Here is an 11,410-nt window from a genome sequence, read left to right on the forward strand (position 1 = left end):
GACGCCTTCGCCTCCGCCACCGACGTCTCCGCCTCCAGCACGGCGAGCTGCAACGATCCCTTCTTCAGCGTCGCCAGGACGTCGCCCGCGCTCACGATGTCGCCGACGGCGACCTTGACGCTGCTCACCGTCCCGCTCACCTCGAAGGACGTCGTCGAGATGTTGGACCGCGCCACCGTGCCGGACGCGGTGTACGACTGGGTCACTGCGCCGGTGCCGACGGTCGCGGTCACGTAGCGGACCGGGCCGGACGGCGACGCCACGGCGACGCCGATCCCGACGCCGGCGACCACCACCAGGGCGGTCCCCGCGACGATCATCGCCCGCACTCGTGGGTTGATGGCCATCATTCGCTCCTCAATGCGTCGATCGGGGCCAGCTTCGCGGCCCGGGTGGCGGGGTATACGCCGGCGCCCAGGCCGATGCCCAGCGACACGACCAGCGCGAGCAGGGTGGCGGGCACCGAGATGGCGACGGTGATGCTCAGCACCGGCGTCAGTATCACCGCGCCAAGCACGCCGATTCCGACGCCCAGCAGTCCGCCGAGGGTGCCGAGGATCCCGGCCTCCACCAGGAACTGCTGGCGGATCACTCCCGGGGTGGCGCCGAGCGCCTTGCGCAGGCCGATCTCCCGGACTCGTTCGCTGACCGAGACCAGCATGATGTTCATCACGCCGATGCCGCCGACCAGCAGCGAGATGCCGGCGATGCCGCCGAGCAGCAGGGTCAACACGCCGGTGACAGAGGTGGCGGTCTCCACCAGGGACGCCTGGGTGCTCACCGAGAAGTCGGCAGTGTCGGTGGTCACCTGATGCGAGGCCAGCAGCGCGGTCTGCACCTGCTGGTAGGCGGCGGAGAGGCTGTCGGCGTCCTTGCCGGAGAGGTAGATGGACGAGACGCTGTTGGCGCTGCCCGAGGTGGACAGCCGGGCGGCGAAGGTGGTCAGCGGCACGATCACGGTGTCGTCCTCGTTGGACGACAGCGACGATCCTTCCGAGGCGAGCACGCCGATGACGGTGAACGACTGACTGTTAACGCTCACCGTCTGCCCGATCGGCGAACCGGTGGCGAACAACTCCTCGGCGGTGGTCGTTCCGATCACGGCGACCGGCTGTGCCGAGTTCAGTTCGTCAGCGGAGAAGAACCGTCCCGACTCGACCTCGCGGGCCCGCACGGTCTGCCAGTCGGGGACGGTGCCGACGACTGTCGCCGTCCAGGTGGTGGACGCCGACTGCAGCGATCCGGACGTCGTCGACACCGGCGCGACGGCGGCGATGTCGGGTGCGACGGCCGGGTCGGCGAGCATGGCGGCGTCGGCGGTGGTGAGCGTCGACGCGGCGCTGCCACCACCGCGGAAGCCGCCGGTCGAGGTGCCCTGAGTAGGGCTGACGATGATCATGTTGGAGCCCAGCGCGTTGATCTGCGAGGTGATCTGCTGCTGCGCGCCTTGGCCCAGCCCGACGGTCAGCATCACTGCGGCGATGCCGATCAGGATGCCGAGCATGGTGAGCAACGATCGCATCCGGCGCGCGTTGAGGGCGGCGACCGCCGTTCGGACGGTCTCGGACCAGGGCATCACCGGACGGTCCCCAGCAGCGAGTCGGTCGCGGACAGCAGGCCATCCCGGATGGACACCCGCTGCCGGGCGCGCTGTGCGACGTCCAGTTCGTGGGTGATCATCACGATGGTGCGTCCGGCGCGGTTGAGCTCGGCGAACAACTCCAGGATCTCCTCGGTGGAGTGCGAATCCAGGTTGCCGGTCGGCTCGTCCGCGAGCAGCAAGGCCGGGTCGGTGACCAGTGCGCGGGCTACCGACACTCGCTGCTGCTGGCCGCCGGAGAGTTCGCCGGGCCGATGCTGGACGCGTTGACCCAGTCCGACCCGTTCCAGGGCTGCCATGGCCCGCTCGCGGCGCTGGGTGGCAGGCACCCCGGCATAGATCAGCGGCAGTTCGACGTTGCGCAGCGCGGTCAGGCTCGGCAGCAGGTTGAACTGCTGGAAGACGAAGCCGATCTTGCGGTTGCGCACCTCCGCCAGCTGCTTCTCGGTCATCGAGCCGACATCGGTGCCGTCCAACTCGTAGCTGCCGGACGTGGGCACGTCCAGGCAGCCGATGATGTGCATCAGGGTGGACTTGCCGGAACCGGAGGGGCCCATGATCGCCAAGTAGTCGCCCTCGGCGACTAACAGGTCGATGCCGCGCAGCGCCTCCACCTGCACCACGCCGGTGGAGTACGTCTTACGCACGTCGACCATGCGGAGCATCGGGGTCATCGGCGCTGCCCCCCATTGCCGCCGCTGCCGCCAGGGGGCTGGCCGCCGCCGCCACCGCCGAGTCCGCCGCCCAGTCCGCCGCCGAGCCCACCGCCGAGTCCGCCGCCCTGCTGTTGCGATTCGGCGCTGCTGGTGGCATTGGGCCGGGCGGAAGTGATCTGGACGCTATCTCCTTCGGAAAGTCCCTTGGTGATCTCGGTCTCGCTGCCGAACACCCTGCCGACGCTCACCTCGACGGTGCTGGTGGCGGAACCGTCGACCTTGGTGACAACGGTCTTTCCGTCCTCCGTGCGGATCGCTGCGGTCGGCACGGTCAGCACGTCGGGGTAACTGCCGGTGGTGATCACCGCGGAGGCGGTGGTGCCCGAGTACAGATCGGTGTGTTTCCCGGAGAGGTTGATGACGACCGGGAAGGTGGCGGCGCCGTCGCTGGTCGAGGTCGCCACGATGCCGACGGAGGCCACTGTGCCCTTGATCGCCTTGGCTGCGCCGGACGGTGTCACTGCGACGCTCTGCCCGGCCTTGAGGCTGCCCAGGTCGGCATTGCCGACGCTGCCCGTCAACTTCCAGGTGGCGGTGGAGATCACGCTGAACTGGGCCGTGCTGGACGAGGACGACGTGGATGTGCTGGAGCTGCTGGAGCTGCTGGAACTGCTCGACCGGCTGGACGAGGACGAGGACGTCCCGCTGCCACTGACGCTGTCGCCCTCCTCGGCCGTCACGGCTGCCACTGTGCCGGCGATGGGTGAGCGCAGCACGGCGGCGCTGAGGTCCTGTTCGGCGCTGGTCAGGGCCGCTTGGGCAGAGGCGACCTGGGCTTCGGCGGAGTTGATCGCGGCGGTGCTGCTGTCGTCGTTGTCGACGACCTCGTCGTAGTTGGCCTGCGCGGTGGTCAGGTTCGCCTCGGCCAAGTCGACGGCGTCGGCGAGGTCGGTGTCATCGACGCGGGCCAGTTTCTGGTTCTTTTTCACCGTGTCGCCGGCCTTGACATAGACGTCGGTGATGGTGCCCGAGACCGCGAAGTTCACGTTGGACTGTTTGCGCGGGGTGAGTGTGCCGTCCACGCTGACTGTCTGGGTCTGTGTGCCGACGGTGACCTGCACGGTTCTGTTGAGCGCCTGTGCCTGGTTGGTACGGGCCGGACGCAGCAGCAGGAAGGTGCCCACGCCAGCGCCGATCACCACCACGACGGCTACCGACAACCACAGCCATTTCCGGCCTGACATGCGGAGACGGCGCCGCTTCGGGGGCGCCGTCGGCGTTTCAGTTGACATCTGTTTCGGCTCTCCTCAGCGATTGCTGAGTCGAAAATAGGACGGCAATCTGTGAGAACGCTGTGTGGACCTGTGCCGGACGCTGTGGTGTGGGGACCATCGCCTTCATCCCGGATCAAGTCGGATCAAGTCCGGGATGACGTGGCGTGGGGGCACTATCGTCATCCCGGCGGACGCCGGGATCTCTGTCGGGCGTCCGTCGGGCCGGGAGATCCCGGATCGGGTCGGATCAGTCCGGGACGACGTGGCAAGGGATGACGTCGCGGCTAGGGACGATATGTAGGGATCAGGGCAGCACATCGGCGAGAGCCGGGTGACTCAGCGCGTCCACGATCAGGTGGGCGTCGTCGGGTTGGTGTGGTCCGGAGGGCACCATGACCACCCAGAGTCCGGCGGCGCGGGCGGCGGCGGCACCGGTGCGGGAGTCCTCGATCGCCACCGCGTCGGCGGGATCGACCCCCAGCAGTTCGCAGGCCCGCAGGTAGACGTCCGGTGCCGGCTTCGGGGCGGCGACCTCGCTCGCCGAGACCGACAACGGCACCAGGTCGGCCAGCCCAGACGCCGTGATCGACAGATCGAGAAGATCCCGCGGCGTGTTGCTGGCGACCGCGAACGGCAGCTGCAGCCGGGCCAGCAGGTCGGCGGCGCCCGACATCGGTTCGGAACCGGCCGTCAACTCCTGCCGGGCGCGACCGACGAACTCGGCCAACACGTCCGGATAGGGCTCGCCGAAGCGCTCGGCCATGATCGCGGCAGCGTCCGCGCAGGCCGCACCCAGGAAGAGATGACGCTCGGTATCGCCGTAGACCAGCCCGCGTGTGGTGAACATGGCCGCCTCGGCCGTCCCCCACGGCTTCTCGGTGTCGGCCAACAGCCCGTCGAAGTCGAACACCACGGCACGCACGGGATCTGGTCGCTGCATCCCCGCAGCCTACCGATCGCCGGGGATGGTTCTGGTCACCGGTGACCAAGAGAACCGCTCGCGTGGTCACGGGATCGGACGGCGGGCGGACGCCTCTGGGACGCGGCGCATCGCGGCGTTATAGTGAGCCCGATCGTGCTCCGGGGTCGGTGTAAGTCCGAACCGGCGGTGACAGTCCGCGACCCGCTGCTTGCAGCGGTTGATCCGGTGGAATTCCGGAACCGACGGTGAAAGTCCGGATGGGAGGCAGCACGAACGGCAGTCGTCGATGACGCCTGCCGTCGTAGGCGCATCTCTGTGCGCCGGCCCCGGAACGCGTGGACGCGGACCGGAGGAGACCATGAGAAGGATGAGCCCCCAGCGGCGGCGCTTGCTCGCGCCCGCCCTGCTCGGCCTCGTCCTGCTCGGCGCCTGGTGGGCCTTGGCCGCCGCTGCGGCGTCCCCGCTGCTGTTGCCCGGCCCGGTCGGCGTCCTGACTCGGCTGGTGGACGACGCCCTCGCCGGCACGCTCTGGCCGTACCTGGCTGTCACCTTCGGCGAGGCGATGGGCGGCTGCCTGGTCGGTGCCGTCGTCGCGTTGCCGCTGGCGGTGGCGATTCACCGGTCGGCCTGGTTCTCGGACGCCGTCCAGCCGTTCCTGGGCGCCACCCAGGCGATCCCGGCGATCGCCCTGGCACCACTGCTGGTGCTCTGGGTCGGCTACGGACTGGTCCCGGTGATCGCCCTCTGTGCCCTGATCGTGTTCTTCCCGATCCTGGTGTCTGCCGTTGTCGGACTGCGAATGGTGGCTCGTGAGGTGGTGGACGCCGCCCGCCTCGACGGCGCCGGCAGCCTCGCCCTGCTGTGTCACGTGGAGGCGCCGCTGGCCCTGCCGTCGCTGCTCGCCGGGTTCAAGAACGGCTTCGCGCTGAGTGTCACCGGCGCGGTGGTGGGCGAGATGGTGATGGGCGGCAACGGCCTGGGCACCGTCCTCACCGTGCAGCGGGACGCCGTCGACACCACCGGCATGTTCGCCACCATCGCCTGGCTCTGCCTGATCGCGGCCGGTGCCTACTCGCTGATCACCTGGTGGGAGCGCCGCTCCGCCATCGTAGAAGCCCTGACCTAGGAGACCACCCATGCATCGTCGGAACTTCCTGGCCGCCGCACTCGCCCTCGGGCTGGTCGGCTGCACCACCACGCCAACGGGGACGTCGGTATCGACCAACTCGGCCAGCGCGACGAGCACGGGCGCGGCGGCCGCGCGTGCCACCATCGGGCTCAGCTACATCCCGAACGTGCAGTTCGCGCCCTTCTACGTCGCCGAGGCGCAGAAGCTCTTCGCCGGCGTCGACGCCCAGGTCAGCCTGCGCCACCACGGCTCCAGCGAGGGACTGTTCACCGCCTTCACCTCGGGGAACGAGGATTTCCTGGTGGCCGCCGGCAGCGAGGCCATGCAAGCCCGCGCCGAGGGGGTGGACGTGATCGCTGTCGGCGCCTACTACAAGGCATTCCCGGTCAATGTGATCGTGCTCGGCAGTTCCCCGATCCGGCAGTTGGCCGATCTGAAGGGCCGTTCGCTCGGCGTTCCCGGCCGGTTCGGGGAGTCCTGGCTGGCCGTTCAGGTCGCGCTGGCCACCGCCGGGCTCACCGAGAAAGATGTCGACATCCAAGAGGTCGGTTACACACAGGTGGCCGCGCTGAAGAAAGAGAACGTGGACGCCATCGTCGGCTTCAGCACCAACGAACTGCTCCAGGTAATGGCGTTCGGCGACGAACCGCGCGCGCTTGCCGTGGCGCCAGGGACGGTTCCGCTGGTCAGCACCTGCCTGCTCACCTCGAAGGCGTACGCCGAGAAGCACCCCGAGGTGGTCCGCCAGGTGGTGGCCGCCACGGCGAAGGCGATCGAGGCGACCGCTGCCGATCAGCAGGCGGCGATCGACGTCTCGGCCACCCAGATTCCGGGCTGGACGGCGTCCGCCCGGCCCAACGCCGAGGCAGTTCTCGCCGCGACCGTCGACCTGATGGCGCTCAGCGACGGCCGATTCCAGCCGGCCCTGGACGCCGCGCAGTGGGATGCGATGGCGGCCTTCCTGGACCGTTCGAAGCTGATCTCCCACCCGGTCGCCGCGTCGGACGCCTTCAGCAACGCCTACGCGGGGTAGAGGATAGACGGCCCTGAAATTCGCGGTCCAGTCACCCACGAGAGCCTGACACGCAGCACGCTCACCAACTGGACCGCACCTCTCAGATTCCGCGGCGACCCATCCTGTGTCGATGCGCACCGCTCATCCGAGGCTCGGGCGTCTGGCACCAGGTCGGCGGGCGATGGCAGGATGACCCCATGCACGGCACACCCCTGGGCAGGATGTTGCCTGCTTGGAAGCGGACCAGACCCGCACCGGACCCTCTGGATGGCCGGGCTGCCTAGTGGCGCCCGGCGCTGGAACGGGCCACCTGGGCAGGGCCGATCCTGCTCGGGGCGCGAGCGCGTCCGGACTGCGGTTGGGGTTGGCCCGAGCCGTCGCGTTGAGTTGTCTCGCCACGCTCTTCCCGGCCATGTTCATGGCGTTCGTCCAGTTCGAGTACCTGCATCCCTTGTGGCTGGCCACGGTCGGCGGCGGCATCGTCGGGTTCAGCCTGCTGCTGCCCGTCTACGCCTGGCTGGGTGACGTCCGCTGGTTGTGCGGCGCCTACGCGCTGGTCTGTCTCGTCGGTCTGGGGACCTGGAGGTGGGCGTGGCTGAGTCCGGCATCCGCCACCCAGCCGCCGTGGCTGTGGATGTGTGTAGGGGTGGCCGCGGTCTGCGCCGCGATGGCGACCACGGTGCCGATAGCGTTCGCCTACACCTGCGTCACCGCGGTGGTCTTCGGGGTGCTTCGGACGACGGCGCCAGGCGGCAACCGGGACGTGCTCGAGGCGATGCAAGACGTGCTGACCCTGCTGGTGCTGCCGACGGCGCTGCTGTTGTTGATCCGGTTCTTCGCCAACGCCGTTGACGAGTTGGACGCCACCACGACCGCCTCTCAGCGGGTGGAGGCCGACCGGGCGATCGACCGCGCCCTGCAGCAGCAGCGGACGATTCTCGACGGCATCATCCACGATCGGGTGATGACGACGCTGGTGGCGGCCGTGCAGACCGACCAGCCGCGCGGCGAGGTGGCCGACCTGGCCCGGACCGCGCTGGCCGCCCTCGCGGAGGCCGGCACCGCTACCGACAGTGGGCAGTCGCTTGATCTGCACCAGCTGGCTCGGCTGATCAAGGACATGGTGGAGCCGGTCTGTCCGCAGGCTCAGCTGGCGGTGATTTCCGGCGACTCGACGCTGCGGGTGAACGCCGCCGCGGCCAGTGTGCTCGGCCAAGCTGCCCGCGAGGCCGCCTCCAACGTCACCCGGCACGCCGAGGCCGAGAACTGCACGATCACGGTGTCCGTACGGGCCGATCGCCAAGAGCAGCAGGTCCGGGTCGATATCCGTGACGACGGCAAGGGCTTCGATCCGGACGCGGTACCGGAGAATCGCTTCGGCATCCGGGTGTCGATGCGGGAGCGGCTGCGGCATATCGGCGGCACGGTCGACATCGTCTCGGGGGCCGGCGAGGGCACCCTGGTCAGTCTGGTCTGGGTCGGACGCGAGCAGCGCCGTACCGATTCGGTGTCGCGGCGGCGGGCGTCCGAGGCGATCCGGTCGGTGATGCGGGTCGAGATGTTCCTGTTCCTGGTCTGGCTGATGGTCGGCGTCCAGGTACTGGTCGGGTTGATCGACGCGGTCACCCAGCCGGCGATCAACCCGCTGACGCTGACCGCGCTCGGGTTGGCGGTGCTGGCGACCGGCATCGCGGTCTGGCGCGCGGGCGACCGCCGGATCAGCAACGCCGGGGCAGTCCTTGTGGTGGTCTGCCTGACCGTGCTGTCTCAGTTGATGCACCGGGCCACGCCGATTCCGGAGGTCATCGGGTACGGCACCTGGCACAGCAGCGTGGTGATGGTGCTGTTGATCACGGTGCTGGTCCGGGGTCGCCGGGTGATCGCCTGGGTGGGTCTGCTGATCTTCATGGTGCAGGTGCTGCTGTGGACCTTGGGCCAGCCGTTCGGCTGGTACAGCTTCCTCAACGTGGCGTTCGGGCCGTTGTTGTGGTTGGTGCTCGCCACACTGGTGATGCGCGGCGTCCGGACCATCGGGGAGCAGCTGGTCCGGGTTCGCAGCGCGTCGCGGCAGAACACGCAGGCGATGGCTGAGAGCTTTTCGAAACTGGTGTTGCGTGAGGTGTGGCTGACCGAGTTGCGTGCCCAGATCGGGCCGCTGCTGCAGAATCTGGCCGACCCGACGCATCAGTTGAGTGCCGACGAACGGGACGCCTGCCGCGTTCTGGAGGGTCGGCTGCGCGATGCGCTGCGGGCTGGAAACCTGATTTCACAAGGTGTTTCGGACGCCATTCAGGCCGCCCGCGAACGCGGTGTCGAGGTGGTCCTGGTGGACAACCGCGGGTCGAAGCTGCCCGAGCCGGTCCGTCGTGCGACGCTGCGTCAGCTCGAGGAATTGGTGCGTGCTTCGACCGGCGGACGCATCGTGGCCCGGACGGCGCCCGAAGGATATGCCGACGCGGTCACGATTCTCCGTGTCGGTGACGAACGTAACCTCACTACCATTGACGAGGCTGGCACCGTCACTGTGAGGAAGACATGACCGACACCCCCATCGCCCGGAGCTCCGTCATCCGGATCGCGATCATCGACGATCACGAAGCCATTCGACTGGGGGTGGGCGCGGCTCTGCAACAGCACGCGGCCGACCGGGTGTGCGTGGTCAGTTCGCACGAGACTGTGGACGCCTTCCTGGCCGACTCGGTGGACGCCGACGTGGTGATGCTCGATCTGTCGCTGGGCGACGACACCGACCCGAAGGACAACGTCGAACGCCTCGCCGAGGTCGGCTACCGCATTCTGGTCTACTCGATCGCGGACAACATCCGGCTGGTGCGCCGGGCGCTGGCCGGCGGCGCGGACGGCGTCTGCCGCAAGGCCGAACCGATCGCCCAGACCATCGAAGCGCTGGAGGCGGTGGCCGAAGGCCAAATGGTGCTCTCGCAAGAGATTCTCGCCGCCATCGAATCGGACACCACCTACGTCGCGGCCACCCTCGGCCCGCGCGAACGCGAAGTGCTGTCGCTCTATGTCGCCGGCCTGGAGATTCCTGCAGTCGCCCAACAGCTCTACATCACCGAGAATAGCGTAAAAGAATATCTGAAGCGCATTCGAGTGAAATATACGCAGGTGAATCGTCCGGCAAACAACAAACTAGAATTGTTCCGGCGGGCAATCGAAGACGGCATCATCCCCCCGGTGGAGCGTCGCAACTAAAATCTCTCGCTGGTCGAGCTTGTCGAGACCCGTGTCGTTGGTCGGGCTTGTCGAGACCGCTGATATGGTCGCGCACGGAACCGCGGGGAACCGACCCCGCCCATGCTCCATCGCTGACTGAGCGTGTCGAGCCCTATTCGGCCGGGTAAGGCTGGCAGGATCGTCGCGAGCCACTGCCGAGTGCAGAGCTGGGGGAGAGTATGCAGGTCGCTAAGAGCCGTTCCGCGAGTACCACGGACGCCGTGAGCATCGTCAACCTCACACCTCACCCGGTAACCGTCGACCCCGGCGGCGCCGACGAGATCACACTCCCGCCGACCGGCGTGCTCGCCCGTATCCGTGAAATGAAGGGCGGGGTATCGCATGTCACCGTCAACGGAACGCGGGTGGCGTTGCAGCCGATCTCGTATGCCGACGAGATAGAAGGCTGGCGGCGCCGGTCGACGGTGTTCTCTATCTCGTCTCAAGGGTGACAGCAGCCGCCGTCGACCGTCCCGACCCGGTCTTTCCTCAGGACGAGTTGCGGGACGACCAGGGCCAGATCATTGGATGTCGAGCCCTGGGCACCTTCGCAAATGTGGGGGAGATCTGATGCCAACGCGATGGTGGATTCCGCTGGACGGCGCCCGCCCCGAACAGGTCAAGTTGGAACACGTTCACGCGGCGGTCTCGCGCTGGTTCGATCGAACGGTCGAGAACCACGCGGCGGGTGTGAAGCCGTACGCGATTTCGCCACTCGCCCGCGGTGACGATGGTCGGGTCGGGTTCGAGGTGTCCACGCTGACCGCCTTCGCCGAGAATCTTCTCGAGATCGCGACCGCGCCGCCGGCGACGGTTCGTCTCGGTGGTGACCAGGTTATGGTCGGACGCCCGATCCGCGTCGCCGACGAGAGTTGGGAGTCGCTGGCCGAGCCGAGTGGTGCCGACCGTTGGGATCTCGAGTTCGTCACACCGGTCACCTTCCGGCACGGGCATCGTGCCTCGCCGCTGCCGGTCGCGGGCGCGGTGCTGCGTGGCCTGTTGACGAGCTGGAATGCCCTGTCCGGGTTTCCCGAGCGGGAGCTCACGCGCCAGCAGAGCGACGATGTGTGGGTAGTGACATTCAGGGCGCGAGCCGCCGGATGACGCTCTCGGGTCTTCGATTGTCGGCGTTCACCGGCCGGGTGCTCTATCGCTGCGACGTGCCGAGTACCCGTGAACTGGTCGATGCGCTGTTCCGGCTCGCCCCCTATGCCGGGGTTGGTTCGGCGAAAGCCAAGGGTCTTGGTGTGACGCGTCTCCATCCACCGCAGCGCAAACGCGCCAGGCCGGGTGAGTAGTCATGGGCCGGCTGCTGGAGCATGCGGTCAGTGCACGTTCGCTGCAGCGCGCCTGGGAGGATGTGCTCGCCAACGATCGTGAAGACGGTGTGCTGTCGCCGGGCATCGCCCGTTTCAGGCTCTTCCTACTTGAGGTGGGGGTGGGTGAGTCCGCAGCCGATGAGGAGCATGCGTAGTCGGTAGTTGTCGCGGTTGCGGTAGCCGCGGGCGATGCGGCGGTGGAGTTCGATGAGTCCGTTGATGGCTTCGGCGCCGCCGTTGTTGGAGCGGGCGGTGTCGAAG

Annotated in this window: 12 protein-coding genes, 1 pseudogene and 1 riboswitch; of the genes and pseudogenes, 7 read left to right on the forward strand and 6 right to left on the reverse strand. The window is 68.1% G+C overall.

Going from position 1 to position 11,410, the window contains the following annotated elements:
- Nucleotides 1–83 precede the first annotated feature (83 nt).
- The 5 genes and pseudogenes from QM619_RS04085 to QM619_RS04105 form a co-directional block, all read right to left on the reverse strand.
- A pseudogene (locus QM619_RS04085) lies at nt 84–350 on the reverse strand (secretion protein HlyD); the annotation flags it as partial.
- Entirely contained in the window at nt 347–1,576 is a 1,230-nt protein-coding gene (locus QM619_RS04090) for an ABC transporter permease (RefSeq protein WP_415104587.1), read from the reverse strand. The pseudogene QM619_RS04085 and the gene QM619_RS04090, both read right to left, overlap by 4 nt.
- A complete protein-coding gene (locus QM619_RS04095) occupies nt 1,576–2,265 on the reverse strand; it encodes an ABC transporter ATP-binding protein (protein ID WP_415104609.1) in 690 nt (229 codons plus the stop codon). Before QM619_RS04095 ends, QM619_RS04090 begins: the two co-directional genes overlap by 1 nt.
- A gap of 5 nt (nt 2,266–2,270) precedes the next feature.
- On the reverse strand, nt 2,271–3,500 hold the full coding sequence (locus tag QM619_RS04100; RefSeq protein WP_415104589.1) for an efflux RND transporter periplasmic adaptor subunit: 1,230 nt from the start codon (nt 3,498–3,500) through the stop codon (nt 2,271–2,273).
- A gap of 334 nt (nt 3,501–3,834) precedes the next feature.
- On the reverse strand, nt 3,835–4,470 hold the full coding sequence (locus QM619_RS04105; RefSeq protein ID WP_415104591.1) for an HAD family hydrolase: 636 nt from the start codon (nt 4,468–4,470) through the stop codon (nt 3,835–3,837).
- A gap of 131 nt (nt 4,471–4,601) precedes the next feature.
- Nucleotides 4,602–4,727, forward strand: a riboswitch (FMN riboswitch).
- 92 nt (nt 4,728–4,819) lie between these two features.
- Here QM619_RS04105 and QM619_RS04110 point away from each other — a divergent pair.
- The 7 genes from QM619_RS04110 to QM619_RS04140 all read left to right on the forward strand — a co-directional run bounded on the left by QM619_RS04110 (nt 4,820) and on the right by QM619_RS04140 (nt 11,128).
- Nucleotides 4,820–5,578 (forward strand): ABC transporter permease, encoded by a 759-nt coding sequence (locus QM619_RS04110; protein ID WP_415104593.1) that lies wholly within the window; start codon nt 4,820–4,822, stop codon nt 5,576–5,578.
- A 10-nt stretch (nt 5,579–5,588) separates the two neighbouring features.
- The gene (locus QM619_RS04115) at nt 5,589–6,614 is read left to right on the forward strand and encodes an ABC transporter substrate-binding protein (RefSeq protein WP_415104595.1); all 1,026 of its coding nucleotides are present in this window, start codon (nt 5,589–5,591) and stop codon (nt 6,612–6,614) included.
- Between the two features lie 364 nt (nt 6,615–6,978).
- A complete protein-coding gene (locus QM619_RS04120) occupies nt 6,979–9,135 on the forward strand; it encodes a sensor histidine kinase (RefSeq protein ID WP_415104597.1) in 2,157 nt (718 codons plus the stop codon).
- Nucleotides 9,132–9,809, forward strand: coding sequence for a response regulator (locus QM619_RS04125; protein ID WP_415104599.1), 678 nt, complete (start codon nt 9,132–9,134; stop codon nt 9,807–9,809). The genes QM619_RS04120 and QM619_RS04125 overlap by 4 nt, the downstream gene beginning before the upstream one ends.
- Before the next feature lie 242 nt (nt 9,810–10,051).
- The gene (locus QM619_RS04130) at nt 10,052–10,282 is read left to right on the forward strand and encodes a hypothetical protein (RefSeq protein ID WP_415104601.1); all 231 of its coding nucleotides are present in this window, start codon (nt 10,052–10,054) and stop codon (nt 10,280–10,282) included.
- Nucleotides 10,283–10,400: 118 nt separating this feature from the next.
- Nucleotides 10,401–10,934 (forward strand): CRISPR system precrRNA processing endoribonuclease RAMP protein Cas6, encoded by a 534-nt coding sequence (cas6, locus tag QM619_RS04135; RefSeq protein ID WP_415104603.1) that lies wholly within the window; start codon nt 10,401–10,403, stop codon nt 10,932–10,934.
- A gap of 17 nt (nt 10,935–10,951) precedes the next feature.
- Nucleotides 10,952–11,128: a hypothetical protein gene (locus QM619_RS04140; RefSeq protein WP_415104605.1), complete on the forward strand. Its 177-nt coding sequence runs from the start codon at nt 10,952–10,954 to the stop codon at nt 11,126–11,128.
- Between the two features lie 125 nt (nt 11,129–11,253).
- Here the strand turns inward: QM619_RS04140 and QM619_RS04145 are convergent.
- Nucleotides 11,254–11,410, reverse strand: a 157-nt coding sequence (locus tag QM619_RS04145; protein ID WP_415104611.1) for a transposase, incomplete at its 5' end; no start/stop codon positions are given.

The organism is Micropruina sp. (assembly GCF_047606665.1).
In the GTDB taxonomy this organism is placed as follows: domain Bacteria; phylum Actinomycetota; class Actinomycetes; order Propionibacteriales; family Propionibacteriaceae; genus Micropruina.

Coding starts and splice junctions, on each gene's coding strand:
- QM619_RS04110 (WP_415104593.1), top strand. CDS start 4,820: ATGAGCCCCCAGCGGCGGCGCTTGCTCGCGCCCGCCCTGCTCGGCCTC.
- QM619_RS04105 (WP_415104591.1), bottom strand. CDS start 4,470: ATGCAGCGACCAGATCCCGTGCGTGCCGTGGTGTTCGACTTCGACGGG.
- QM619_RS04090 (WP_415104587.1), bottom strand. CDS start 1,576: ATGCCCTGGTCCGAGACCGTCCGAACGGCGGTCGCCGCCCTCAACGCG.
- QM619_RS04125 (WP_415104599.1), top strand. CDS start 9,132: ATGACCGACACCCCCATCGCCCGGAGCTCCGTCATCCGGATCGCGATC.
- QM619_RS04095 (WP_415104609.1), bottom strand. CDS start 2,265: ATGCTCCGCATGGTCGACGTGCGTAAGACGTACTCCACCGGCGTGGTG.
- QM619_RS04100 (WP_415104589.1), bottom strand. CDS start 3,500: ATGTCAGGCCGGAAATGGCTGTGGTTGTCGGTAGCCGTCGTGGTGGTG.
- QM619_RS04115 (WP_415104595.1), top strand. CDS start 5,589: ATGCATCGTCGGAACTTCCTGGCCGCCGCACTCGCCCTCGGGCTGGTC.
- cas6 (WP_415104603.1), top strand. CDS start 10,401: ATGCCAACGCGATGGTGGATTCCGCTGGACGGCGCCCGCCCCGAACAG.